At 70.0% G+C, this 24,701-nt stretch carries 26 protein-coding genes and 1 tRNA gene; 19 read left to right on the top strand and 8 right to left on the bottom strand.

Features of this window, described 5'->3' with window-relative positions; all coding sequences use genetic code 11:
* Nucleotides 1-56 precede the first annotated feature (56 nt).
* The 5 genes from dxs to HNP73_RS06140 all read right to left on the bottom strand — a co-directional run bounded on the left by dxs (nucleotide 57) and on the right by HNP73_RS06140 (nucleotide 4,876).
* Nucleotides 57-1,976 (bottom strand): 1-deoxy-D-xylulose-5-phosphate synthase, encoded by a 1,920-nt coding sequence (gene dxs, locus HNP73_RS06160; protein WP_184147706.1) that lies wholly within the window; start codon nucleotides 1,974-1,976, stop codon nucleotides 57-59.
* Nucleotides 1,977-1,999: 23 nt separating this feature from the next.
* Complete coding sequence (locus HNP73_RS06155; RefSeq protein ID WP_184148056.1) at nucleotides 2,000-2,872, bottom strand: polyprenyl synthetase family protein; 873 nt, start codon at nucleotides 2,870-2,872, stop codon at nucleotides 2,000-2,002.
* Between the two features lie 22 nt (nucleotides 2,873-2,894).
* Entirely contained in the window at nucleotides 2,895-3,146 is a 252-nt protein-coding gene (locus HNP73_RS06150; RefSeq protein WP_184147705.1) for an exodeoxyribonuclease VII small subunit, read from the bottom strand.
* Nucleotides 3,139-4,077 (bottom strand): histone deacetylase family protein, encoded by a 939-nt coding sequence (locus HNP73_RS06145; protein WP_184147704.1) that lies wholly within the window; start codon nucleotides 4,075-4,077, stop codon nucleotides 3,139-3,141. The genes HNP73_RS06150 and HNP73_RS06145 overlap by 8 nt, the downstream gene beginning before the upstream one ends.
* A 235-nt stretch (nucleotides 4,078-4,312) precedes the next feature.
* Nucleotides 4,313-4,876, bottom strand: a complete 564-nt coding sequence (locus HNP73_RS06140; RefSeq protein ID WP_184147703.1) for a DUF2585 domain-containing protein — start codon at nucleotides 4,874-4,876, stop codon at nucleotides 4,313-4,315.
* 70 nt (nucleotides 4,877-4,946) lie between these two features.
* Between HNP73_RS06140 and HNP73_RS06135 the strand changes: the two genes are divergently transcribed.
* The 4 genes from HNP73_RS06135 to HNP73_RS06120 all read left to right on the top strand — a co-directional run bounded on the left by HNP73_RS06135 (nucleotide 4,947) and on the right by HNP73_RS06120 (nucleotide 8,313).
* Complete coding sequence (locus HNP73_RS06135) at nucleotides 4,947-5,543, top strand: hypothetical protein (RefSeq protein ID WP_184147702.1); 597 nt, start codon at nucleotides 4,947-4,949, stop codon at nucleotides 5,541-5,543.
* A 48-nt stretch (nucleotides 5,544-5,591) separates the two neighbouring features.
* Nucleotides 5,592-6,416 carry a S49 family peptidase gene (locus HNP73_RS06130; RefSeq protein WP_184147701.1) on the top strand — a complete coding sequence of 275 codons (825 nt, stop codon included), beginning with the start codon at nucleotides 5,592-5,594 and terminating at the stop codon, nucleotides 6,414-6,416.
* A complete protein-coding gene (locus HNP73_RS06125) occupies nucleotides 6,413-6,613 on the top strand; it encodes a hypothetical protein (RefSeq protein WP_184147700.1) in 201 nt (66 codons plus the stop codon). The genes HNP73_RS06130 and HNP73_RS06125 overlap by 4 nt, the downstream gene beginning before the upstream one ends.
* A gap of 62 nt (nucleotides 6,614-6,675) precedes the next feature.
* Nucleotides 6,676-8,313, top strand: a complete 1,638-nt coding sequence (locus tag HNP73_RS06120) for an MFS transporter (protein ID WP_184147699.1) — start codon at nucleotides 6,676-6,678, stop codon at nucleotides 8,311-8,313.
* A gap of 12 nt (nucleotides 8,314-8,325) precedes the next feature.
* Here the strand turns inward: HNP73_RS06120 and HNP73_RS06115 are convergent, their stop codons facing one another.
* Nucleotides 8,326-8,808: a GreA/GreB family elongation factor gene (locus HNP73_RS06115; protein WP_184147698.1), complete on the bottom strand. Its 483-nt coding sequence runs from the start codon at nucleotides 8,806-8,808 to the stop codon at nucleotides 8,326-8,328.
* Nucleotides 8,809-8,909: 101 nt separating this feature from the next.
* Between HNP73_RS06115 and def the strand changes: the two genes are divergently transcribed.
* The 3 genes from def to HNP73_RS06100 are packed head-to-tail and all read left to right on the top strand — an operon-like array spanning nucleotide 8,910 to nucleotide 11,088.
* Nucleotides 8,910-9,428 (top strand): peptide deformylase, encoded by a 519-nt coding sequence (gene def, locus HNP73_RS06110; RefSeq protein WP_184147697.1) that lies wholly within the window; start codon nucleotides 8,910-8,912, stop codon nucleotides 9,426-9,428.
* 26 nt (nucleotides 9,429-9,454) lie between these two features.
* Nucleotides 9,455-10,369, top strand: a complete 915-nt coding sequence (gene fmt, locus HNP73_RS06105) for a methionyl-tRNA formyltransferase (RefSeq protein WP_184147696.1) — start codon at nucleotides 9,455-9,457, stop codon at nucleotides 10,367-10,369.
* A complete protein-coding gene (locus HNP73_RS06100; RefSeq protein WP_184147695.1) occupies nucleotides 10,366-11,088 on the top strand; it encodes an SAM-dependent methyltransferase in 723 nt (240 codons plus the stop codon). The genes fmt and HNP73_RS06100 overlap by 4 nt, the downstream gene beginning before the upstream one ends.
* Before the next feature lie 41 nt (nucleotides 11,089-11,129).
* On the opposite strand, the gene HNP73_RS06095 is transcribed toward HNP73_RS06100, so the two are convergent.
* Nucleotides 11,130-11,624, bottom strand: a complete 495-nt coding sequence (locus HNP73_RS06095; RefSeq protein ID WP_184147694.1) for a VOC family protein — start codon at nucleotides 11,622-11,624, stop codon at nucleotides 11,130-11,132.
* 99 nt (nucleotides 11,625-11,723) lie between these two features.
* Here HNP73_RS06095 and HNP73_RS06090 point away from each other — a divergent pair, with 99 nt between their 5' ends.
* Complete coding sequence (locus HNP73_RS06090; protein WP_184147693.1) at nucleotides 11,724-12,950, top strand: class I SAM-dependent RNA methyltransferase; 1,227 nt, start codon at nucleotides 11,724-11,726, stop codon at nucleotides 12,948-12,950.
* A 194-nt stretch (nucleotides 12,951-13,144) separates the two neighbouring features.
* Nucleotides 13,145-13,657: an AmiS/UreI family transporter gene (locus HNP73_RS06085; protein ID WP_184147692.1), complete on the top strand. Its 513-nt coding sequence runs from the start codon at nucleotides 13,145-13,147 to the stop codon at nucleotides 13,655-13,657.
* Nucleotides 13,658-14,083: 426 nt separating this feature from the next.
* On the opposite strand, the gene HNP73_RS06080 is transcribed toward HNP73_RS06085, so the two are convergent.
* Nucleotides 14,084-14,169 (bottom strand) — tRNA-Tyr (locus HNP73_RS06080).
* Nucleotides 14,170-14,381: 212 nt separating this feature from the next.
* Here HNP73_RS06080 and purE point away from each other — a divergent pair.
* From purE to HNP73_RS06030, 10 genes are all read left to right on the top strand, one after another.
* On the top strand, nucleotides 14,382-14,870 hold the full coding sequence (gene purE / locus HNP73_RS06075; RefSeq protein ID WP_184147691.1) for a 5-(carboxyamino)imidazole ribonucleotide mutase: 489 nt from the start codon (nucleotides 14,382-14,384) through the stop codon (nucleotides 14,868-14,870).
* Nucleotides 14,860-15,936: a 5-(carboxyamino)imidazole ribonucleotide synthase gene (locus tag HNP73_RS06070; protein WP_184147690.1), complete on the top strand. Its 1,077-nt coding sequence runs from the start codon at nucleotides 14,860-14,862 to the stop codon at nucleotides 15,934-15,936. The genes purE and HNP73_RS06070 overlap by 11 nt, the downstream gene beginning before the upstream one ends.
* 376 nt (nucleotides 15,937-16,312) lie before the next feature.
* Complete coding sequence (locus HNP73_RS06065; RefSeq protein ID WP_184147689.1) at nucleotides 16,313-17,542, top strand: ADP-dependent glucokinase/phosphofructokinase; 1,230 nt, start codon at nucleotides 16,313-16,315, stop codon at nucleotides 17,540-17,542.
* Between the two features lie 9 nt (nucleotides 17,543-17,551).
* Nucleotides 17,552-18,325 carry an SDR family NAD(P)-dependent oxidoreductase gene (locus HNP73_RS06060; protein WP_184147688.1) on the top strand — a complete coding sequence of 258 codons (774 nt, stop codon included), beginning with the start codon at nucleotides 17,552-17,554 and terminating at the stop codon, nucleotides 18,323-18,325.
* 5 nt (nucleotides 18,326-18,330) lie between these two features.
* Nucleotides 18,331-19,158 carry a DeoR/GlpR family DNA-binding transcription regulator gene (locus HNP73_RS06055; RefSeq protein WP_184147687.1) on the top strand — a complete coding sequence of 276 codons (828 nt, stop codon included), beginning with the start codon at nucleotides 18,331-18,333 and terminating at the stop codon, nucleotides 19,156-19,158.
* Between the two features lie 129 nt (nucleotides 19,159-19,287).
* A complete protein-coding gene (locus HNP73_RS06050; RefSeq protein ID WP_184147686.1) occupies nucleotides 19,288-20,328 on the top strand; it encodes a hypothetical protein in 1,041 nt (346 codons plus the stop codon).
* 119 nt (nucleotides 20,329-20,447) lie between these two features.
* On the top strand, nucleotides 20,448-21,740 hold the full coding sequence (locus tag HNP73_RS06045) for an ABC transporter substrate-binding protein (protein WP_184147685.1): 1,293 nt from the start codon (nucleotides 20,448-20,450) through the stop codon (nucleotides 21,738-21,740).
* Between the two features lie 64 nt (nucleotides 21,741-21,804).
* Nucleotides 21,805-22,728: a carbohydrate ABC transporter permease gene (locus HNP73_RS06040; protein ID WP_184147684.1), complete on the top strand. Its 924-nt coding sequence runs from the start codon at nucleotides 21,805-21,807 to the stop codon at nucleotides 22,726-22,728.
* Complete coding sequence (locus HNP73_RS06035) at nucleotides 22,725-23,558, top strand: carbohydrate ABC transporter permease (protein ID WP_184147683.1); 834 nt, start codon at nucleotides 22,725-22,727, stop codon at nucleotides 23,556-23,558. The genes HNP73_RS06040 and HNP73_RS06035 overlap by 4 nt, the downstream gene beginning before the upstream one ends.
* 4 nt (nucleotides 23,559-23,562) lie before the next feature.
* On the top strand, nucleotides 23,563-24,693 hold the full coding sequence (locus tag HNP73_RS06030) for an ABC transporter ATP-binding protein (RefSeq protein ID WP_184147682.1): 1,131 nt from the start codon (nucleotides 23,563-23,565) through the stop codon (nucleotides 24,691-24,693).
* Nucleotides 24,694-24,701 lie beyond the last annotated feature (8 nt).

Here is a 24,701-nt window from a genome sequence, read left to right as displayed (position 1 = left end):
CGGTCACCCGGTGCGCGCCCTCTGTCGGCGAAAGGCAGCGGCCGGCGGTCCGGGCGTCAGGCCCGGCGGGCTCCCACGCGGGCCACGTCCATCAGGCCGAGGACCTTCGCCTCGATGTCGGCCGCGTTCATGCCGGCGACCGCATACATCTTCTCCGGGCTGTCCTGCTGGATGAAGTCGTCCGGCAGGACCATCGAGCGGAACTTCAGCCCTCGGTCGAAGACGCCTTCCTCGGCCAGAAGATGCGCCACCTGGCTGCCGAAGCCGCCGATCGAGCCTTCCTCGATGGTGATGATCCCCGCGTGCTCCTTCGCGAGACGCAGGATCAGCTCCCGGTCGAGCGGCTTGGCGAAGCGGGCATCTGCCACCGTCGGGTGGACGCCCTTGGCGCCGAGGGACTCCACCGCCTTCAGCACCTCGGCGAGCCGGGCACCGAACGACAGGATCGCGACGCCCTGACCCTCGATCAGCACGCGGCCGCGCCCGATCTCCAGCGGGACGCCGCGCTCGGGCATGTCGACGCCAACACCCTCGCCTCGCGGGAAGCGGAAGGCGGACGGGCGGTCGTCGAGCGCGGCGGCGGTTGCGACCATGTGGACGAGTTCGGCCTCGTCGGCGGCGGCCATCACCACGATCTCGGGCAGGCAGGCGAGGAAGGCGATGTCGAAGGCGCCCGCGTGCGTCGGTCCGTCGGCGCCAACGAGCCCGGCCCGGTCGATGGCGAAGCGGACCGGCAACTTCTGGATCGCCACGTCGTGGACCACCTGGTCATAGCCGCGTTGCAGGAAGGTCGAGTAGAGCGCGCAGAACGGCTTCATCCCCGCCGCAGCCATGCCGGCGCAGAACGTCACCGCGTGCTGCTCGGCAATGCCGACATCGAAGCAGCGGCTCGGGAAGCGCTCGGCGAAGAGGTTGAGGCCGGTGCCTTCGGGCATAGCGGCGGTGACCGCGACGATGCGCTCGTCGCGCTCGGCCTCGCGGATCAGGCTCTGGGCGAAGACCTTGGTGTAGGTCGGGGCGTTCGAGGGCGCCTTCTTCTGGGTGCCGGTCACCACGTCGAACTTGGCGACGCCGTGGTACTTGTCGTCGGAGGCCTCGGCGGGCGCGTAGCCCTTGCCCTTCTTCGTCAGCGCATGGATCAGGATCGGCCCGGTGCCACGCGCCTTGGCGACGCGGAGGACCGAGACGAGGCTTTCCATGTCGTGCCCGTCGACCGGGCCGATATAGGAGAAGCCGAGTTCCTCGAAGAGCGTGCCTCCGACCGTCATGCCCTTCACCAGTTCCCGGGCGCGGCGCGCGCCGTGCTGGAGCGGGGAGGGCAGGAACTTCACGGCTTCCTTGGCGGCGGCGCGCAGATCCTGGAACGGCTCGCCGGTGTAGAGGCGGGAGAGGTACTTCGACATGGCGCCGACCGGCGGAGCGATCGACATCTCGTTGTCGTTCAGGATGACGAAGAGCCGTTCCTTCATATGGCCGGCGTTGTTCATCGCCTCATAGGCCATGCCGGCGGACATGGAGCCGTCGCCGATCACGCAGACCACGTCGCCGACGCCCGGGGCGCCGAGATCGCGTGCCACGGCGAAGCCGAGGCCGGCGGAGATCGATGTGGAGGAGTGCGCCGCGCCGAACGGATCATACTCGCTCTCGTCACGCTTGGTGAAACCCGAGAGGCCGCCGGCGGCGCGGAGCGTGCGAATGCGGTCGCGGCGGCCGGTGAGGATCTTGTGGGGATAGCACTGATGTCCCACGTCCCAGATCAGCTTGTCCCTGGGCGTGTTGAAGACGGCGTGGATCGCCACGGTCAGCTCGACAACGCCGAGGCCGGCTCCGAGGTGGCCGCCGGTGACGGAGACCGCCGAGATCGTCTCGGCTCGCAACTCGTCAGCGACCCGGCCGAGTTCCGGCACGGAGAGGCCACGCAGGTCGGCGGGTGAGCCGATCCGGTCGAGAAGCGGGGTCTTCGGTTGATCGCTCAAAGGCTGTCTTTCCTCCCGAGACGTCAATTGCCCCGCGTCAGCACGAACCGGGCCGCTCCGCGCAGGTTTCCCGCCGCCGACCCGTAGGGTGCGAGCGCGTCGCAGGCGGCGGACACAAGCTCATGCGCTTTCTGCCGCGCCCCGTCCACCCCGAGGAGCGAAACGAATGTCGCCTTTCCCTGCTCGGCGTCTTTCTGCAAACGCTTGCCGGCGGCTTCCGGATCCCCGTCGACGTCGAGAAGGTCGTCGCGGATCTGGAATGCCTGTCCGAGGGCGGTTGCGTAGGCGCGCAGTGGCTCCGGGTCGGAGCGGCCGAGAATCGCGCCCGACTCCGCGGACCAGACGAAGAGCGCGCCGGTCTTGAGCGACTGAAGCGTGCGGATCGAGTCGAGATCGAGCGGCACGGCGGTGGTCTCGGCGGCGATGTCGAAGGCCTGGCCACCGACCATCCCCGCCGCGCCGGCGGCCTGGGCGAGGCGCAGGACCAGCCGCACCGCCAGCCGCGGGTCGATGCTGCCCTGCGGCTGCGCGAGAAGCTCGAAGGCGAGCGTCTGGAGCGCGTCACCGCTCAGGACCGCGGTCGCCTCGTCCCATTTCACGTGCACCGTCGGCTGGCCGCGGCGCAGGTCGTCGTCGTCCATGCAGGGCAGGTCGTCGTGGACGAGGCTGTAGGCGTGGACGCACTCGACGGCGGCGGCGGTGCGGAGCGACTGGGCGGCGGGCACGCGGAAGATCGCGGCGCTCTCGATGGCGAGGAAGGCGCGCAGGCGCTTGCCGCCCGACAGGACCGCGTGGCGCATGGCGGCGCCGAGCGTGGTGTCCTCGGGCGGGAGCCAGTCGGCGAGGGCGGCCTCGGTGCGGGTCGCGGCGTCGCTCAGCGCGGCATGGAATTGCAGGGTCTCGGCGTCCATCAGGGGGTCAGGAGATGTCGACCGTCCGGGACTTCAGCCCGTCCGCGCCTTTGGCGATTTCGTCGACGCGTGCTTCGGCGGCCTTGAGCTTGTCCTCGCAATGCGCGCGCAACTCGGCGCCGCGGGCGTAGAGCTCGATCGACTCGTCAAGCGCCACCTGTCCCTCGAGCCGTGCCACCACGCGCTCGAGTTCGGCGAGCGCCGCCTCGAAGGTCAGTTCGGCGACCGGAACCTGTCCGCTCGCGTCCGTTTCAGCCATATCCGCGATCCATCAGCACCCGAACGTGCGTCGCCACCGACGACGCGAGGGAGGCAAGATCATATCCGCCTTCGAGAGTCGAGACGACGCGCCCGTTGCAGTGCTTGTCGGCGAGATCACAGAGGCGGGCGGTTGCCCAGGCGAAGTCGTCCTCGGTGAGGTTGAGGTTCGCCAGCGGATCGCGGGCGTGGGCGTCGAAGCCGGCGGAGATCAGCACGAGGTCGGGGGCGAAGTCGTCGAGCTCGGGCAGGACGCGGCCGAGCATGCCGGCGCGGAAGACGCCGCCGCTGGCGCCGGGCGGCAGGGGGACGTTGACGATCTGGCCGTGCAGGCCGACCTCGTCCGCCGCGCCGCTGCCGGGATAGAGCGGCATCTGGTGGGTGGAGGCGAAGCGGACGCGCTTCTCGTTCCAGAGCAGGTCCTGCGTGCCGTTGCCGTGGTGGACGTCGAAATCCATGATGGCGACGCGGCTGAGGCCGTGTTCGTGGATGGCGTGGAGGGCGCCGATCGCGACGGTTCCGAAGTAGCAGAAGCCCATGGCCCGCTCGGTTTCGGCGTGGTGGCCGGGCGGTCGGACGGCGCAGAAGGCGTTCCTGACCTCGCCGGACATGACGAGATCGACCGCCCGGCAGATCGCGCCGGCACCCCGGCGGGCGGCGCGGATCGTTCCGGGGCCCACGAAGGTGTCGCCGTCGATCGGCCGCCAGCCCTCGTTCGGCACCATCGCCTCGAGGCGCTCGCGGTGGGTCGGGGGATGGACCCGGTCGATCATGGCGTCGGTGGCGAGGGGCGCCTCTTCCCGGATCAGGTAGGCGAACTCCTCCGCCTCGAGCGCCGCGTTGATGGCGCGGAGGCGCGCGACCTGCTCCGGGTGGCCGGGCGGGTTCACGTGGTCGAGGCAGTCGTGATGGCTGAGAAGGGCTGTCGTCATCACGCAAGACTAGAAGCGGGGCGCGAGCGTTTCAAATGAATCCGGCGTGCTTGCCCGCGGAGGCGGTCGAGGCCTATCCTTTGGTAGGGGAGAATGCGCTCATGCGATCCGGGGCGGCGTCGAGGCACGTGGCTGCGCAAGTTGCGCATGATGTGTATCTGTCTGAAGCAGAAGGAAGAATGGTCCGTGCATTTACCGGATCGCACCCTTCATGACTCACGCGCCGGTCCGACGCTCAGAGGTTGCCCTGCCAGATCCGTATCGCGTCAACGGGCCAGATCAGCATCAGGACGTTCAGCGCCAGCCCGTCGCGGATCATCCAGGTCGTGAGAATCTCGAACCCGAGCGCGATCAGCACGGTCAGCCAGACCGGCAGCCGCGACGCGAGCAGGAAGCCGATGATCATCATCCCGATGTCGGAAACCGAGTTGAGGACGCTGTCGCCGTAGTAGTCGAGCGAGATCGTCACGGCGCGATACCGCTCGATGATGACAGGGCTGTTTTCAAGGATCTCCCACGCGACCTCGACCACGGTCGCGGCGAGAAGCCGCCAGCCGAGCGGCACGCGCGGCATCACCAGCCAGAGCAGCCAGAAGAACAGGAAGCCGTGGATCAGGTGCGATGGCGAGTACCAGTCGGTGAGGTGCTGCGAGTTGCCCGAGTCGTTCACCGTGCCGTGCCAGAGCTCGACATGGCCGCAGGTGCAGATCGGCACACGGCCCATGGCGAGGAGCGTGATGGCCGCGGCAAGCACGACGAGCGCCGTCAGGACGTAGGGCAGCGGCTGTCGTCTGGTCATGGCCTCTCTCGCCTTTTCGTCCGGCCCGCGCCGGATAGTCCTACAGTCATAAAAAAGCACGGAGGAAACGTTGCAACTTGCCAGCTTGCCGGACACCGCCACCGAGGACGGCCGCCTTGTCGTCGTCTCCCGCGACCTGACCCGCGCCTCCGACGTGCGCCACATCGCGCCGACGCTGGCCGCGGCGCTCGCCGACTGGCCGGAGGCGGCGCGCGAACTCGATCTGGTGGCCCGAGGCCTCGAGGCCGACGCCCAGCCCGAGGAGCGCTTCCATGAGCGCAGCGCGCTGGCGCCCCTCCCGGCGAAATGCCGTCCGGCGCGGGGGGCGAGCGTCCCGGCCGGCACCAGCATCACCATCGGGCTCAAGGCGGTGCTCGACGTGGCGGGCACGCCCCGTCTGCTCGTGCTCGTCGCCGAGGCGCCGGAGGTCGACCTGACGGTCGCGGCACCGGCGGCGGTGGACGCCGACGCGCTGACGCAGGCGGGGACGCTCATGATTCTCGTTGACGGTGCCCGTGTCGGGGAGGCACCTGCCGCGCTTCAGGACAGCGGGCCGGTCGCGATCGTCGAGGCGCGCCCCGGCGCCACCTTGCGCATCGAGGCCGAGGATCCCGCCGGGCGCCCGGTCTTCGGGGCGATCGAACTGAGTGGCATCGCTGTGGATTGACGCCTCAGGCTGCTTGCGGGAGAGCGCGGGGCCGCATACATCGGGGCGATGAAAAGCCCCCTCGCGCTCTTTCGCCGCCGTCCCCGGGTCAGTGTGATCCGGCTCGAAGGAGTCATTGGTGCCGCCGGCAGGCTCGGCGGCCCGTCGCTCACCGATGCCCGCCTCGCGCCGCTCATCGAGGCGGCGTTCCGCAAGGGCAAGCCGAAGGCGGTTGCCCTCTCGATCAACTCGCCGGGGGGAAGTGCCGCGCAGTCGAGCCTGATCGCCGCGCGCATCCGCCGACTGGCGGATGAGCTGAAGATTCCGGTCCACGCCTTTGTCGAGGACGTGGCGGCGTCCGGCGGCTACTGGCTCGCCACCGCCGCCGATCGCATTCATCTCGATCCGAACTCCCTCGTCGGCTCGATCGGCGTCATCTATGCGGGCTTCGGCTTTCCCGAGCTGCTGGCGCGCCATGGCATCGAGCGCCGGGTCCACACCGCTGGCGTCGACAAGTCGATGCTCGATCCGTTCCGGCCGGAGCGGCAGGAGGATGTGGACCGGCTGATGGCGTTGCAGCGGCAAATCCACGGGAATTTCATTGATCAGGTCAAGGAGCGCCGGGGCGCCCGGCTTGCGGACCGCGATCTCTTCACCGGCGAAATCTGGGTCGGTGAGGGGGGGATCGAGGTCGGGCTTGCCGATGAGATCGGCCATCTCGCGCCGACCATGCGCCGGCTCTACGGCGACGACCTGCGCTTCAGCATGATCGCGCCGCGCCGGCCGCTGTTTCGCCGGCTCGGCGTTCCGGGCGTCGCGGATGCCGTGGGGGAGGCGATCGGCACCGCCGAGGCCGCGAGCCACTGGGCCCGCTTCGGGCTGGCCGCGCCATGAGCCTGCGTGTCGCCATCCTGATCCTGCTCGCGATCGCCGCCTGGAAGGTGATCGCCTGGAGGAAGCGCATCGCCGCACGGCCGCCGGCGCCGGCGGTCGAGGCCACCCGGCCCTGCCCCGATTGCGGGGCCTATGTGCTGGCGCGCAATCCGAAGCCGTGCAATCGCGCGGATTGTCGGTATCGTACGTCCGCCTGAGCTTGCCCCACCGCGTCCGATCGGCATGATCGGCACCGAGGGATGGAACGAGTCGCAGGCAAATGAGTGAATCCGCCCCCCGGGCGTCGGCGCTGGCGCCGTTGGGCATCCCTACTTTCCGGGCAATCTGGGTTGCGAGCCTTGCGTCGAATTTCGGAGCGCTGATCCAGTCGGTCGGCGCGGCCTGGATGATGACGCAGATCTCGAACGAGGCCGACATGGTCGCGCTGGTGCAGGCGTCGACGACGTTGCCGGTCATGGTGTTCTCGCTCGCTTCCGGTGCCATCGCGGACAATTTCAATCGACGCACGGTGATGCTCGCCGCGCAGTTCTTCATGCTGACGGTCTCGGTCGCCCTGACGGTCGCGGCCTGGTACGGGCACCTGACGCCCTGGACCCTGCTCGGCTTCACCTTCCTGATCGGCTGCGGCACGGCGCTCAACAACCCGTCGTGGCAGGCGTCGGTGGGCGACATCGTGCCGCGCACGCACCTGCCGGCGGCGGTGGCGCTGAACAGCGTCGGCTTCAACATCACCCGGAGTGTCGGGCCGGCGCTCGGCGGCGTCATCGTCGCGGCCGGCGGTGCGGCGGCGGCGTTTGCCGTCAACTGCGTGAGCTATCTCGCGCTCATCACCGTGCTGTTCTTCTGGCGGCCGCAAATCGCGCCGAACCGGTTGCCACGCGAGCGGCTCGGCGCGGCGATGGGCGCGGGCCTGCGCTATGTGGCGATGTCGCCGAACATCCTGAAGGTGCTGCTCAGGAGCTTCCTCTTCGGCCTGTCGTCGGTCGCGGTGCTGGCGCTGCTGCCGCTGGTCGCCCGCGAGCTGGTGCATGGCGGGCCGACGCTCTACGGCGGCCTGCTCGGGGCCTTCGGGGTCGGGGCGATCGGGGGCGCGTTCCTCGGCGGACGGTTGCAGACCCTGCTGCCGAGTGAGTGGATCGCCCGGTTGGCCTTTGTCGGCTTCGCGATCTGCTCGGGGGTGCTTGCGCTCGTGCCGTCGGCGCCGGTCATCGCCGCGGCGATGATTGTCGGCGGTGCCTCCTGGGTGCTGGCGCTGGCGCTCTTCAACGTGACGGTGCAGCTCTCGACGCCGCGCTGGGTGGTCGGGCGGGCGCTCGCGCTCTACCAGACCGCGGCGTTTGGCGGCATGGCGCTCGGCAGCTGGCTGTGGGGCGAGCTCGCCCAGCGGCAGGGGCCGGCGGAGGCGCTGCTCTTCGCCGCGGCGGCGGCGCTGCTCTTCGCCGCGGTCGGGTTCCTCCTGCCGCTGCCGGCGCGGGCCGAGCTCGATCTCTCGCCGCTCAACACCTGGACAGAGCCGGAGGTCGCCGGCGGGGTGCGCCCGCGCTCGGGGCCGATCTCGATCTCGATCGAGTACGTCATCGACGAGGATGACGTGCCGGAGTTCCTCGAGGCCATGGAGGAGCGGCACCGGGTCCGGGTGCGCGACGGGGCGCGGAACTGGCAGCTGCTGCGCGACCTCGGCGACCAGCGGCTCTGGGTCGAGAGCTACGAGACGCCGACGTGGGTCGAGTACGTGCGGCACAACTCGCGGCGGACCAACGCGGACGCCGGGTGGAACGCGCGGCTGCGGGCGCTGCACCGCGCGCCGGGCCTGCCGACGGTGCATCGGCGCATCGTGCGCCAGGTGCGCTTCACCCACCACGAGCCGCTGCCGAAGCCGCCGATTGATCACCCCTGAGACGCGGCGGCGTCAGTCGTCGGGGGAGACCTCGATGTCTGTCACTTCGAGATCAACCGGCGCGCCGCGGATCGTCGCGGTGACGGTGCTGCCGGGGGTGGCGCCGATCAGCGCGCGGGCGACGGGGGCGGTGTAGGCGATGCGGCCGGCGGCGGGGTCGGCCTCGTCCTCGCCGGTGATCGTCAGGGTGCGGCGCTCGCCGTCCTCGGTCAGGTAGGTGACGCGGCTGCCGAACTGCGCCGCGGGGTCTGACGGGTCCGGGGCGGTCGGTCGCGCGGTGGCGTGACGCAGGGTCCAGTAGCGCTGGTCACGGCGGAGCCGCGCGGTCTCGGCCTCGTCGGGGCCGGCGGCGAGGGCGGTCTCGATCCGGGCGATGGTCTCGGAGATCAGGCGCAGGCCGCGGGCGGTGACGAGGTTCGGATGCGGGCTGACCGGCAGCTCCGGCAGCTGTTCCGGTCTCGATCCGTCGTCTTCCTTCACGAATGCGCGGCTCATGGCGTGATCCTCCTCTCCCATGACGCTATTGACGGGGGGCTGAAAGGGCAACGCAGGCGAGTGGGTTGTGTTCACGCGGGCCTTCGCCTATCTCGCGGATCATGGCTATCCGTCCGATCCTGATCCATCCCGAGCCGCGTCTGCGCAAGGTGGCAGCCCCTGTCGAGGCAGTCGACGACGGGGTGCGGAAGCTTGCCGAGGACATGCTGGCAACGATGTATGCGGCGCCCGGCATCGGGCTGGCGGCGCCGCAGGTCGGGGTGCTGCGCCGGGTCTTCGTGATGGACTGCTCGGTCAAGGACAATGAGCCGATGCCGATGGTCCTGCTCAACCCGGAGATCGTCGCGGCGTCGGACGAGTTCGTGACGAGCGAGGAGGGGTGTCTGTCGATCCCCGACATCTATGACGACGTGACGCGGCACGCGGGCGTGCAGATGCGCTGGCTGGGGCTCGACGGCGAGTTCCATGAGGCGGAGCTGGGCGAGCGCTGGGCGATCTGCGCGCAGCATGAGCTCGACCACCTGAACGGCAAGCTCTTCATCGACTATCTCGGCGCGGTGAAGCGGACGATGATCACCGCCAAGATGAAGAAGCTGAAGAAGGAGCGGGCGCGGGTCTGACGCCTTCGCGCCCCGGAGCGACGCCGATGCGCATCGTCTTCATGGGAACCCCGGATTTCTCGGTGCCGGCGCTCGACGCGCTGGCGGCGCGCCACGAGGTGGTGGCGGTCTACTCCCAGCCGCCGCGGCCGAGCGGGCGCGGGCAGAAGCCGCGGCCGGGGCCGGTGGCGGCACGGGCCGAGGCGCTGGGGATCCCGGTCAGGACGCCGGTGAAGCTGCGCGACGCCGGGGCGATCGCCGAGTTCGCCGGTTTTGCGCCGGAGGTGGCGGTGGTGGCGGCCTATGGGCTCATCCTGCCGCAGGCGGTGCTCGACGTGCCGGCGCGCGGCTGTCTCAACATCCACGCCTCGCTCCTGCCGCGCTGGCGGGGGGCTGCGCCAATCCAGCGGGCGATCATGGCCGGTGACGCGGAGACCGGGGTCTGCATCATGCAGATGGCGGCCGGGCTCGATACCGGGCCGGTGCTCCTGCGCCGTGCGACGGAGATCGGGCCGAGGGATACCGCCGGCAGTCTGCACGACCGGCTGGCGGGGATCGGCGCGGAGGCGGTGGTCGACGCGCTGTCGCGGCTCGACACGCTCACGCCCGAGCCGCAGCCGGAGGCGGGCGTCACCTATGCGGCGAAGATCGACAAGGCTGAGGCGCGGGTCGACTGGGGCCGTCCGGCGACGGAGGTCGATCGGCTGATCCGGGGCCTTGCGCCGTTCCCGGGCGCCTGGACCGAGATCGGCGGCGAGCGGGTGAAGCTGCTCCTGAGCGAGCGGGCGGACGGCACGGGGGCGCCGGGGACGGTGCTCGACGGGCTGACGGACGGGCTGACGATTGCCTGCGGCGCGGGCGCGGTGCGGATCCTGACGGTGCAGCGGGCCGGGCGCGGCGCGATGCAGGCGGACGACTTTCTGCGCGGAACGCCGGTGCCGGCGGGGACGCGGCTCGGGTGAGACTCGATCAGGCGCTGGTGACGGCGGGCCTCGCGCCGAGCCGGGCGCGGGCGCAGGCGCTGATTGCCGCCGGGGCCGTCACGGTGGACGGACGGGTGGCGGGCAAATCCTCGATGGCGGTGGGCGCGGGCGCGGCGCTGGAGGTCGATGCGACGGCGCTGCCGTGGGTGTCGCGGGCCGCGCTGAAGCTCATCGCCGGCCTCGACACCTTCGGGCTCGATCCTTCGGGCGCGGTGGCGCTTGATCTCGGCGCCTCGACCGGCGGCTTCAGTCAGGTGCTGCTGTCGCGCGGCGCGGCGGAGGTCTGGGCGGTGGACGTGGGCCATGGGCAGCTTGCGGCGGAACTCGCGGACGAGCCGAGGCTGCATCTCATCGAGGGGCTGAACGTGCGGGAGCTGACGGTGGGGCACGTGCCGCCGCCGGATTTCGTGGTGGCGGATCTGTCGTTCATCCCGCTCGCCGTGGCCTTGCCGCCGGCGCTCCGGCTGGCGCAGCCGGGGGCTTCGCTGGTGGTGCTGGTGAAGCCGCAGTTCGAGGTCGGCCCGGGCCGCGTCGGCAAGGGTGGGATCGTGCGCGATCCGGCGGCGTGGGCCGATGCGGTGTCGGGCGCGACGGCGCTGCTGGCGGCGGAGGGCTGGACGGTGCTCGGGGAGGCCCCGAGCCCGATCGAGGGCGGCGACGGCAACCGCGAGTTCCTCGTCGCCGCGCGCAAGGGTTAGAGCGATGTCTCGGGCGAACGCGTCCGAGACATCGCGGTCGCTCAGGAACCTGCCGGCGCCTCCGCAAGAAGGTTCTTCAGGTCGAGGCGCCGCGTCACCATGGCGAGATTGCCCTCGGCGTCGCGCGGCCACTCGGCCTCGGGACGGTCGCGGTAGAGTTCGACCCCGTTGCCGTCGGGGTCATTGAGGTAGAGGGCTTCGCTGACGCCGTGGTCGGAGGCGCCGGTCAGCGGGATACTCGCGGCGATCAGGCGGCGCAGGGCGTCGGCGAGATCGGCCCGGGTGGGATAGAGGATCGCCGTGTGGTAGAGGCCGGTGTGGCCCGGAGGCGGCGGGGTGGCGCCACGGCTTTCCCATGTGTTGAGGCCGATGTGGTGGTGGTAGCCGCCGGCGGAGAGGAATGCGGCGTCCTTGCCGAATTTCTGCTGGATTTCGAAGCCGAGCACGCCGGAATAGAACGCGATGGCGCGGTCGAGGTCGGCGACCTTCAGGTGGACATGCCCGATCCGGGTGCCGGGCGCGACGGGAGTGGGCATTCTGGATGCTCCGATGTTCGTTGATGACACGAAGATAATGCGAACGATGATTGTGGATAAGTTGGCGTTTGGGAAACAGCCGGTTTCGGAGCCGGTCGGATGGCGGTGAGGATCGAGCGGCTGGGGCGCGAGGGCGACGGGCTCGCCGGGTCCGTGCGGGTGCCGTTCGCGCTGCCGGGTGAGCTTTGGGAGCTTGGGGAGCCGCCGCGGCTGATCGAGGCGGCGCCGGAGCGGGTCGTGCCGCCGTGCCCCCACTTCGGGGCCTGCGGCGGCTGCGCGTTGCAGCACGCGGAGGCGGGTTGGCTCTCGCGGTGGAAGGCCGACGTCGTGGTGCGGGCGCTGGCGGCGCAGGGGATCGAGGTGGAGGTGCGCCCGACGATCTCCTCGCCGGTGGCGTCGCGGCGGCGGGCGGTGTTCGCCGGGCGGCGGACGAAGAAGACCGTGGTCGTCGGGTTTCACGGCCGGCGGTCGGATCAGTTCGTGGCGGTGCCTGACTGTCTGGTGGTGCGGCGGGAGATCCTCGCCGGCCTGCCGGCGTTGCAGGCGCTGACCCGGGTGGCGGCAAGCCGGTCATCGGAGGTGCGGCTTGGCGTGACGACGGGGCCGGTCGGGCTCGACGTGGCGATCGAGGGCGGGCGGCCGCTGGACACTGCGCCGGGCTCGAGAGGCGCGGGTCTGGGCAAGGCGGGTCTCGGCGGCGAGATTGCCGCGGTGGCGGAAAGCTACGATCTCGCGCGGGTTTGCTGGGACGGCGAGCCGGTGGCGATGCGCCGCGCGCCGTGGCTTCCCATGGGCAAGGCGCGGGTGGTGCCGCCGCCGGGGGCGTTTCTGCAGGCAACCGCCGAGGGCGAGGCGGCGCTGGTGAGCGCGGTCGGGCAGATCGTCGGCGACGCGGCCCGGGTGCTCGATCTCTTCGCCGGCTGCGGGACGTTCGCGCTGCCGCTCGCCGAGGGCGCGCAGGTGGTGGCGGTCGAGGGCGAGGCGGCGATGCTGGCAGCGCTCGCACAGGCGGCGCGGGGCGCGCCGGGGTTGCGGCCGGTCCGGACGGCGACGCGCGACCTCTTCCGGCGGCCGCTGCTTCCGGTGGAGCTGGCGGCGGCGGACGCGGTGGTGATTGATCCGCCACGGGCCGGTGCGGAGGCGCAGGCGCGGGAGCTGGCGGCCTCGCGGGTGGCACGCATCGCGGCGGTCTCGTGCAACCCGGCGAGCTTTGCGCGCGACGCGCGGATCCTGATCGCCGGCGGCTATCGCCTCGAATGGGTGCAGCCGGTGGACCAGTTCCTCTGGACGGGTCACGTGGAACTGGTGGCGGCGTTCACGCGGTAGGTGTGGTCGAGGGGATTCGCTTGGAATCCGCGAATGACCTGCGCGATTGTCTGTGCTTTATCGGGTGTCTGAATTGGGCGATTTCATGGCAACGCGCGGGCGGCGATGGGTTGTCTGAAGCTTCTGTTGCTGATGATCTTGCGCTGACGATCTTGAACCGACCATCTTTCACTGACCTCTTTCGGAGACATTTCATGCTTCTCGGGCTCAGCCTCCTCTATGTAGGGGCCGTTCTTTTTCTGAATGGACTCTGGCTTCAGGGCCGCATCGAGGATCGCGAGATCGTGGTGATCAACGTGGTCTCGGCGCTCGTATCGCTTGCGGTGGTGGTGCAGGGCGCGTTCGGGGCCGGGGCGGATCTGGCGTCGGTGCGTGCGGCGGCGCTGACGATGCTGTTCAGCACGACGTATTTCTGGGTGGCGTACAACCGCGTCGTGGCGGTGGACGGTCGCGGGCTCGGCTGGTTCAGCCTGTTCGTGGCGATCACGGCGGTGCCGGTGGCGGGAAGCGCGTTCGCGACGATGCGGACCGGGCTCGACGCCTGGATGGCGATCAACTGGGCGCTCTGGGCGGTGCTCTGGACGATGTACTTCCTGCTGCTGGCGCTACGGAAGGACATCCTGCGCAGCACCGCATGGTTCACGATGTTCTGCGGCATCGCGACCGGCTGGATCCCCGGCTACCTCATCCTGGACGGGTGGCTTTAGGTTCTTGAACGCACGGTTTGGTGGTGGGCTCCGTGTCCACGGAATGGAAGGACGCGGTACGGGACGATGAAATGGCGATGACCGAGCGCTCTTTGCACCGCAGGGATGCAAATGGCGGGCAGTTATCTGAGACACCGCGAGTCATCTCGTGCTTCTACGCAGCTCTTGCTGCGAAGCGCGGGTGAGTTGATCCCCGACACGTTCTCTTTTCGCCGCTCTCGTGTTGGTGTCAGCGCGCCAGAGTGGTCCTCCTCGCCAAAGAGTTCAGCGGGGACCCCATTTCCCGTGGGCGGGAGGCCACTCGAGTGCCCGCCGATCCTGCCCTCCCGGAGCCGGTTCTGGTGCGCCTCGACGACGCCAGAACGGCCCGAAACGCGAACCCTTCCGCAAGCCAAGATGATGTGGGGGCCGGTTCCGCTAGGTCCTTGGTGGAGGGGGCTGGATTCGAACCAGCGTAGGGTTACCCCGACGGATTTACAGTCCGTTGCATTTGACCGCTCTGCCACCCCTCCGGAGGTCGGCGAAGGGCTGATTAGGCCCAAGAACGTCAGGCGTCAACACGGCAAACTGCCCCGGCGCGAGAAAGAAGCGGCGTTCCAGACACGGTGCGGCCCTGACGCGCGGCACGGCCGGCGCCGGGCGTCAGGGCAAGTCGCGCCTCACCCCCCTTGGCGAGCCGGGCGGGAACCGAGTATGGTCGCGCCCTTTCGAGGGGAGGAGCGACATGGCGGACCCGTTGGTCGGCATCGTGATGGGCAGCCAGTCCGACTGGGAGACCATGCGCGGCGCCGCCGAGATCCTCGACACGCTCGGCGTCCCGCACGAGGTCCGCATCGTTTCGGCCCATCGCACGCCGGACCGGCTCTTCGCCTATGCCGAGGCGGCGGCGGGACGCGGGCTTCGCGCCATCGTCGCCGGTGCCGGCGGAGCCGCGCACCTGCCGGGGATGCTGGCGGCGAAGACCCGCATCCCGGTCCTCGGCGTGCCGGTGCAGTCGAAGGCGCTTTCCGGCATGGATTCGCTGCTCTCCATCGTCCAGATGCCGAAGGGCGTGCCCGTCGGCACGCTGGCGATCGGCCCGGCGGGCGCGGCGAACGCCGCGCTCCTCGCCACGGCGATGCTGGCCACGACCGACGAAGGGCTGGCCGCCCGCCTCGACGCCTGGCGGGCGGCGCAGACGGCAGCGGTCGCGGAGGCCCCCGATGAGCTTTGACCCTCTCGCCCCCGGCAGCACGGTCGGCATCCTCGGCGGCGGCCAACTCGGCCGGATGCTCGCCCTCGCCGCCGCCCGGCTGGGGATGAAGGTCCACGTCTACGAGCCCGCCCCCGAGCCGCCGGCCGGGCAGGTGGCGAACAAGGTGACGCGGGCTGCCTGGGACGACGCGGACGCCCTCGCCGATTTCGCCGCCGGAGTCGACGTGGTGACCTACGAGTTCGAGAACGTCGATCTCGCCGCCATTGACGTACTGGCGCCGCTGGTGCCGGTCCGGCCGGGGCGCCGGGCGCTCGAAGTGGCACAGGACCGGATCGCCGAGAAGGACTTCCTGAACGCGATCGGGCTCGCGACCGCGCCCTATGCGGCGATCGACGGAACCGACACGCTCGAAACCGCGCTCGAGGCGATCGGCACACCATCGATCCTGAAGACCCGGCGCCTCGGCTACGACGGCAAGGGGCAGGTCCGGCTCGACGCGGGCAGCTCGGCCGACGCGGCGTGGCTTTCCGTCGGCAAGGCGCCTTCGGTGCTGGAAGGCTTCGTCGATTTCGAGCGCGAGATCTCGGTCATCGCGGCGCGCGGCGGCGACGGTTCCGTGGCGGCGTTCGATCCCGGCGAGAACGAGCATCGCGACGGCATCCTGCACAAGACGACGGTGCCGGCGCGTGTTCCGGCCGGCCGGGCGCAGGACGCGGTGCTGCTCGCGGGGAAGATCCTGACGGAACTCGACTACGTCGGAGTGATCGGGGTGGAGCTTTTCGTCACCCGCTCCGGGCTCGTGGTGAACGAGATCGCGCCGCGGGTGCACAACTCCGGCCACTGGACCGAGGCCGCCTGCCTCATCGACCAGTTCGAGCAGCACATCCGGGCGATCTGCGGCTGGCCGCTCGGCGACGGCGCGCGGCACTCGGACGCGGAGATGGTGAACCTGCTCGGCTCCGACGCCGAGGCAGCGCCCGGGCTCACCGGCGCGCGGGTGCACCTCTACGGCAAGGCTGAGGCCCGGCCGGGGCGCAAGATGGGGCACGTGACCCGCATCCGGCCCCGGGGCGCGGGCGGGTAGCGTCGGCAGATACCGGGGGGCTCACCTGTGGAGCGGAGCTGACCCCGTGCCCGCCGACAGGACGCCGAGCGCGCCGGTCAGCCGCTTCGCCAGTTAACCATTCCGGGGAAGCTGTGTTCCCGACGAACCGCCCCATCGCTACATTCATACATGGGGCGCTGCGCCGTTAACCATCCTGCGGCGGCCACGCCACCGACCCCGGTCAGGCCACGCCGTTCGACGATCCGATACGCGCCACCGACGCGCCGCCCGAGGCCTTCACGCGGCCGGGCCCCGATCCGGCGAGGTGAGCCCCTGAGGGGGCTTGACCGAGATTGGAGAACCAAAGATAAAATTTGAAAGAGTGTGAGAGCATCGTTTCAGGAGAGACGCTGAAATGCGATCGTCGGCCACCTGGTCCGGGGCCTATCAGCGCCTCGCCGCGACGTTCCCCGCCAAGGCGGCCGCCGCCAGGCTGACCATGGGCGGCTTCGTCTCCTGCGTCGATGCCCGGACCGATCTCGCGCGCACGGGCGCGCTCTTCTCCCCCGACGCTCCCCTGCAGGCGGCTGCCCTCGGCGCGCGGCTCCTCGACCGGGTCGCGCGCGGGGTCGGCGGCGAGATGCTGTTCCCCTGGCCCGAGGGCGCGGAATGGCTGGCGGAAAATCTCGACCTCACGTGCTCGCTCGGCGGCACCGGGGCGCAGGCGGCGTGGGTGCTCTCGGCCATCGGCGCGCCGGCGGCCACCTCGCTCGGTGACCGCAGCGCGCACATGCTGGCCCAGCTGCCGCCCGGCGTGCTGGTGTTCGAAGGCGATCGCCTCCTTCCCTCCGAGGGCCTGACGCCACGCGGCGAGCGACAGGGTGACATCTACATCTTCGACTACTCGGCCGGCGTCGCGGTCGCGGGCGTCGTGCCGCCGCGCTCGTCGCGGATCATCGTCCGCCTCGCCGACCCCGGTCTCGACGACGATCCCGATTTCGACCGACACACCCCGAAGCTGGCGGCGACAGCCGGCGCCGGCCTCATCTCCGGTTTCCACGCCATTCCGCCCGACGACGTCGCCGCGGGGATCGAGCGGGTGCGTGCGCTCTGTCACAGCTGGCGCGAGCAGGGCCTCGGGCTCATCCACATGGAGATGGCCGGCTACGAGACCGTCGAATGGCTGGAGAGCGTGCTCGACGCCTTTGCCGGCGTCGTCACCTCGATCGGCATGAGTCATTCCGAGCTGCGGCAGCTTGCCCCCGGCGTGCCGCCGCCGGACGCGATGCTGGCGCTTGCCGAGCGCCTGCGCGTCTCGCGGCTCTGCGTGCACGCCGACGAATGGGCGGCGTCGGTGACGCGCGGCGATCCCGGAGAGGAGCGCGAGGCGCTGATGTGCGGCTCGCTTCTCGCCGCCGCCCGCGCCGAGGCCGGCGGGCCGGTCAGCACGGTGTCGGTCCCCGCCGCCGCCCGTTTCGAACCCCCGCCGTTCGATGCAAGCGAACTTCGGGACGGCTGGCACTTCGTCGCCGTCTCGACGCCCTACATCGACCGCCCGGCATCGACGCTCGGGCTCGGAGACACCTTCACCGGCGGGTGCCTGATGGTGCTCGGCGCGCTCCGGAAGGAACAGGCGGCCGCCTAGGGGAAAGCGATGTATCTCGGGAAATACGACCTGACCGGCCAGACCGCGTTCATCACCGGCGGCGGCCGTGGTATCGGCCTCGCCACCGCGACGGCGCTGGCCGAGGCGGGGGCCGGGGTCGTCATCTCCGACATCGATCCTGCGGTCCTCGAAGCCGGTCGCGCCGAACTGCTGGCCGCCGGGCACGAGGTAGGCGCGGTGCTCCTCGACATCACCGACCCGGACGCGGTGGGACGCGTGGCGGCGGAGGCGAACGCGCGGCATGGCGGCGTCGATATCCTGATCGCCAACGCCGGCATCGCCTGGCCCGACACCGGCGGCGAGGACATGTCCGACGACGCGTGGCGCAAGGTGGTGGATATCGACCTCAACGGCACGTTCTGGTCGTGCCGCGAGTTCGGGCGCCCCATGCTCGAACGCGGGCGCGGCTCGATCGTCACGGTCGGCTCGATGTCGGGCGTCATCTCCAACAAGCCGCAGCGACAGGCGCACTACAACGCCGCCAAGGCCGGGGTGCACCACATGACCCGCTCGCTCGCCGGCGAATGGGCCGCGCGCGGCGTCCGGGTGAACTCGGTCGCGCCGACCTACGTCGACACGCTCATGTCGCGCGGCGGCTTCGACGACCCGACTCTGATGCCCCACTGGATGGAGGGCACGCCGATGAAGCGGGTGGCGCGCGCCGACGAGATCGCCTCGGCGATCCTGTTCCTTGCCAGCGACGCGGCCAGCGCGTGCACCGGCACGGTGCTGCTGGTCGATTGCGGCTACACGATCTGGTGACGCCCATGCAGCTCCCGCCCAAACGTGTCGAGCTCGTCCCCGCCAAGCGGCGGGCGCTGATCCTCGAACACCTGCGCGCGCATGGGCCGGCCTCGATCCAGCAGCTTGCCGAGGTGATCGGCGGCTCGCAGTCGACGGTGCGCCGCGACCTCGAACACCTGACCGAGGCGGGGTATCTCGAGCGGACCCACGGCGGGGCGCTGCTGATCCCGCCCGCCCGCGCGGCGTTCGAGGGGGAGTTCTCGCTGCATCAGGCCATGTGCCGGATGCAGAAGCGCTGCATCGGCGTTGAGGCCGCCGACCGGCTCTCGCCACGGCAGAGCATCATCTGCGACAGCAGTTCGACCGTGCTCGAGACGATCTCCGTCGTCGCCCGCCGCGCCATGCCTCTCACCGTCGTCACGAACAGCCTCGAGATCGCGCTCGTCAGCGCCGGCGTCCCGAGCTGGCGGGTCATCGTGCCCGGCGGCACCGTGCGGCCGGGCTCGACCATGCTCGCCGGCCCGCCCGGCGAGGCGTTCTTCGCCGGCATCCACGCCGACGTCTGCCTCATTGGCGCGCTTGCGGTCAGCGGGTCGGTCCTGACCGACGCGACGATCGAGGTCGCGGCCCTGAAGCGGGCGATGATGCGCTCGGCGGAGCGGCGGATCCTGCTCGTCGACAGCACCAAGTTCCGCGCGCCGTGCTTCAGCGCCTTCGGCGATCTCTCCGACATCGACGAAGTCATCACCGATGACGGGATCGCGCCGGAGCACCTCGACGCACTCGCCGCCATCGACGTGAAGGTGACGGTGGTGCCGGTCGTGGATGAGGTGGAACATCTGACCGCGTGAAAGGCTTTGACAGAGTTTGACAGGGACTTATATCTCAAGACTCGAGGGAACCATCAGTTCCGCGTGAGAGGCCGCGGCAGGCCTCGCGATGCGGGTCGCGGGAATGCACGCGGCCCCGAAGGGGGATCCATGACGACGCGAATGGACACGAAGCTCACGAACATCCGCGAGGGCCGTTACAAGCCCACGGACTTTCTGATCGCCGACGCCAAGGATGCAGACGCCGGCGCGGGCGCCGCCTGTACCGGGTTCGACCACACCGACGCCAGCGGCCCGCGCCAGCGCACCCGCGCCGAGTTCCTCGACCAGATCGACGCGCTGGTGAAGCAGGACATCCTCGACATCATGCTCGTCTCGGTGTCGAATCTCGAACTGCTGCACGAGCGCGGCACGTTCGAGGGCTCGGCGGTGAAGCCGGCGATCCGCGCCAACCTCTCCACCGACTGCTGGGCCGGGGTGCGCCACGGCACCTACCGCGACTTCCCGTCGCAGCCGTTCCGCTCGGTGACGATTTCGCGCGCGATGACCGGAACCCCGTACCCCGAACCCGGCGCGCCGATCACCGGAACCGACCTCGGGCTCTATTCGGTGACGTTCCTGAACGATCTCGAGCGCGACACCCACGCGCTCGAAGAGTTCCTGGTGTTCCGCGAGGAAGCACAGGCCAACAACTTCCGGTACTTCTACGAGGTGTTCAATCCGAACATCGACATCGGCATGGATCAGGAGCAGCTCGGCCAGTACCTGAACGACATGATCCTGTCCTCGCTCGCCGGCCTCACCAAGGCGGAGCGGCCGGAATTCCTGAAGATTCCGTTCAACGGCCCGAAGGCGCTGGAAGAGCTGGCGAGCTTCGACCCCTCGCTCATCGTCGGCATCCTCGGCGGCGGGGCAGGCACCACCCGCGACACCTTCGAGCTGCTCTCGCAGGGCGAGCGCTACGGCGCCCGCGTCGCGCTCTTCGGCCGCAAGATCAACCTCGCGGAATCGCCGCTCCACCTCGTCGCGCTCATGCGGCAGGTGGTGGACGGCGCCATCGCCCCGGAAGAAGCCGTTCGCGCCTACCACGGTGAGCTCCAGAAGCTCGGCATCAAGCCGCTGCGCGCGCTCGGCGACGACCGGATCGTGACCGAGGACGTGCTGAAGACCGCCGCCGCCAAGGCGGCCTGAGGCCCGGCGTGGGGGAGGCGGCCGGCCCGCCTCCCGACCCCGGGGCCTGCCTCCCAAGGTCGACCGGCTCCCCGCCAGAGGCGCCGGCAGAAAAGCAATCCAGGGGAGACCCGAAGGTCATGAAACGGCCCCTTGCCTCGGCGGCGAGCCTTGTAGCCGCCTCGATGCTGGCAATCTCCGTGGCCGAGGCCGCGGACCAGCAGGAAGTCACCGTCTGGTCCTGGTTCCATCAGCCGACGATGGAAAAGTCGATCGAGGCCTTCGAGGCCGCGCATCCCGGCATCGACGTGAAGTTCACGTATTACAACTATTCGCCGGAATACATCACCGCCCTCAAGGCCGCCTCCGCCTCGGGCAGCCTGCCCGACGTGATCGGCCTGCAGCCGGGCTCGCTCACCCAGCAGTACCGCGAAGACCTTGCCCCGGTGAACGCGCTCGCCGCGAAGGAGTGGGGCGACGACTGGGCGGAGAAGATCTTCCCCGTCAACCGCAAGCAGATGCTGATGGGCAACCCGGCGGGGGACGCCAACGCCTACATGGTGCCGCAGGAAAGCCAGGTGCTGGCGATCTGGTACAACACGAAGATCTTCGCCGATCTCGGGCTTTCCGTGCCCACCACCTACGGCGAGCTGAAGGCCGCCGCCAATGCGCTGACCGAAGGCGGCTACATCCCGATGTTCCAGGGCGCTGCCGACGGCTGGCAGAACGAGAACGTCTTCCTGATGCTCGCGAACCAGTTCTCCCCCGGCATCACCGACCGCGCTCAGACCGGCGAGGTGCCGTGGACGTCGCCTGAACTCGTCGAGGCGATGACCGCGTGGAAGGCGCTCTTCGACGACGGCATCTTCCAGAAGGGCGCGCTTGGCGCCCACGCCTATCCGACGGGCGCCCAGCTTCTCGCGCAGGGCAGGGTGGGCATGATGGCCCTCGGCTCGTGGTGGATGCAGGAGAGCAAGTTCCCGCCGCCCCTGTCGGAGTTCGTCGACGGCATGGCCGGGTTCGACTTCTTCTACCTGCCGCCGGTCAGGGAGGGGAACCCGCCGAGCCCGCCGGTCGGCGGCATCGACATCGGCTATGGACTGACGAAGAACGGCGCGGACAACCCCGCCGCATGGACCTTTCTCGCGGAGCTCACCAACGGCGTCGGGTTGCAACAGGCGCTGAACGCGCTGAACGATCTGCCGGCCGTGCCGGGCTATCAGCCCGAGGGCGACATCACCGATCACACCCGCGCGCTTTACGACCGCTTCATGGCCGACCTGCCGAAGGCGGAGAACCAGCGTTTCGCCTCGCCCGCGGTGGCCGAAGCCCTCGACAACGGCCTCGCCGGGGTCGCGGCCGGCAGCCTCGACCCGGAGGCGGCGCTGGCGCAGGTACAGGCGGCGACCGACAAGGCCCTCGCAGCCAACTGAGCACTGGCGGCCGAGGGCTCACCCTCCCGGCCCGGCCGCCTCTTTTCCCCGCGAAAGGTCCAACATGTCCGTCAGCCGCGCGGCATCTGAACCGGCTCCGCCCCGGTCACGGCTGCGGGCCGAACGCCTCTATCTCTTTGCCCTGCCGGCCGTGCTGCTCTTCGTGGTCTTCATCGCCTATCCGATCCTCTGGGTCGCCGGGCAGAGCCTCTACACCGGCAATCGCGCAAGCGAGACGTGGGCCGGTCTCGCGAACTATCGCGCGGTGCTCGTCGATCCGACGTTCTGGATCGTGGTGCGCAACATGGTGCTCTGGGGCGCGATCACCATTCCGGTGCAGATGCTGATCGGCGGCCTGCTCGCGTGGTTCATCGAGCGGCACACCCACGGCCTGCGCGGCTTCTTCCGCACCGCGTTCTTCCTGCCGGTGGTCACGTCCGTCTCGGTCATCAGCCTCGTCTGGGTGCAGATCTACGCGCCCTACTACGGCATCGCGCAGGCGTATCTGGCGCGGATTGGCATCACCATGGTCTCCTCGCCGATCGCCGAGCCGTCGCAGGCGATCTATGCCCTCATCCTCGTCAACGTCTGGCAGTGGACGGGGTTCTCCATGCTCATGTACATCGCCGGGCTCGCCAATCTGCCCGGCGAGGTGCTCGACGCCGCTCGCGTCGACGGCGCCTCGGGCTGGCGTCTCGCCACCGGCGTGGTGGTGCCGATGCTGGCGCCCGCCACCCGGTCGCTGCTGCTCCTCGGCATCATCGGCACGCTCCAGACCTTTCCCATCGTCCACCTGATGACCGGCGGCGGCCCGAACCACGCCAGCGAAGTCTTCGGCACCCATATCTTCAGGCAGAGCTTCGTGCTCGGCGACACCGGACAGGGCGCGACGCTCTCGGTGATCGTGCTCCTGCTCGCCCTCGCGCTGTCGCTGGTGCAGATTGCCGTCCTCGGCGCGCGCCTCGCACCCGCGAAGGGGGGCGCATGACCCCTGCCACCCGCGCCAGGCTCCGCAGCCTCACCGTCCATGCGGTGCTCTTTCTCGTCCTCGCGCTCTGGATGGTGCCGCAGATCTACATGCTGTCGGTCGGCCTGCGCACACCGGCGCAGGCGTTCGACCCCGCGCTCTTCACCTGGCCCGTCACCTTCGACAACTTCGTCATGGTGATCCGCGACAACCCGCTCGGGCGGATCTTTCTCAACACCCTCGTTGTCACTCTCGCAACCGTCGCCATCGTCGTCGCCGCCTCGTCGCTCTTTGCCTTCGCCGCGGCGGTGCTGCGGCTGCGCGGCGTGACGGTGCTCTATGCGACGCTCCTGACCACGCTCATGGTGCCGCTCGCCTCGCTGGTCCTGCCGCTCGCGATCCTGCTCAGGACCTTCGGCTGGGTGAACACCTACTGGGGCCTGATCTTTCCCTATGCCGCCCTCGGCGTGCCCTTCGGCATCGTCATCCTCAAGGCGTTCATGGAGGACGCGCCCTCCGAGCTCTTCGAGGCGGCGCGCGTCGATGGCTGCACCGCGTGGCAGACCTACTGGCACGTGGCACTGCCGCTGGTGCGTCCCGCCCTCGTCTTCGTGGCGATCTGGCAGTTCATCGTCACGTGGAACGAGTTCTTCCTTGCCCTCATCGTGATGACCGAGGCGGAGATGAAGACGTTGACGATCGTGCCGATGCAGTACTCGGGTCTTTACATGTCGAACCCCGGCGCGCTCTTCGCCGTGCTGACGCTGATCGCGCTGCCGCTGGTCCTGCTCTATATCATCGTGCAGCGCGCGTTCGTGGGCGGGTTGCTCGCCGGCGCGGTGAAAGGCTGACCCCATGTCGACGCTTTCGATCGAGCGGATCACCAAGCGATACGGCGCCCTCACCGTCATCCCGGAGCTGTCGCTCCTGGTCCGCGACGGCGAGTTCTGCGTCCTCGTCGGCCCGTCGGGCTGCGGCAAGTCGACGCTGCTCCGCATCATCGCCGGCCTCGAATCCATCAGCTCGGGCCGCATCCGGCTCGACGGCGAGGACGTGAGCGAGGCCGAGCCGATCGAGCGCGGAGTTGCCATGGTCTTCCAGTCCTACGCGCTCTATCCGCACATGACCGTGGAGCGGAACATGGGCTTCGGGCTCGAGATCGCCCGGACGCCGAGGCCCGACATCCGCGAGCGCGTGACCGGGGCGGCGGAAAAGCTGCGCCTCCTGCGGCTCCTCGGCCGGCGGCCGGGCGAACTTTCCGGCGGCCAGCGCCAGCGCGTGGCGATCGGCCGGGCAATCACCCGCAAGCCGAGGCTTTTCCTGCTCGACGAGCCGCTGTCGAACCTCGACGCCGCGCTGCGCGTGGGGATGCGGGTCGAGATCGCCCGCCTGAAGGCCGAGCTTGCCTCGACGATGATCTACGTCACCCACGATCAGGTGGAGGCAATGACGCTCGCCGATCGCATCGTGGTGATGAACGCCGGCCGGATCGAGCAGGTCGGCAGCCCGCTCGATCTCTACGAGCGGCCGGAGAACCTGTTCGTGGCGGGTTTCATCGGATCACCGGCGATGAACTTCCTCCCCGGCAGGGTGGCGGAGCTTTCCGGCCGGATCGCGCTCATCGACCTCGGGCTTGGCACGCCCGTTGCGGTGCCGCTCGCCCGCCGGGTCGAGGTCGGCGACGCCGTCACGCTCGGTATCCGGCCGGAGCATGTGCGTGTCGGTGCGGAGGGCGGGTCCACCACGCCGGAGGCGCCCGTCTTTACCGCGCCGGCGGCACTCGTCGAGATGCTCGGCAGCGACACCTTCATCCACCTCGCGACCGATGCCGGCACTCTCGTGGTCCGCGACAGCGCCGGCCGCAGGCTCCGGGCGGGCGATCGCGTGCCGGTCGCCTTCCCCTCGGCCGCCTGCCACCTCTTCCACGCCGACGGCGGCCGCGTCTCCGCCGACCCCGCCCCCCGTCCGGCACTGGTGCCTGCGTGAGGCCCCCC

The sequence above is a fragment of the Amaricoccus macauensis genome (assembly GCF_014201905.1).
GTDB lineage: Bacteria > Pseudomonadota > Alphaproteobacteria > Rhodobacterales > Rhodobacteraceae > Amaricoccus > Amaricoccus macauensis.
The sequence above is the reverse complement of the archived record's forward strand: the minus strand, read 5'-3'. Positions and strand labels throughout refer to the sequence as shown.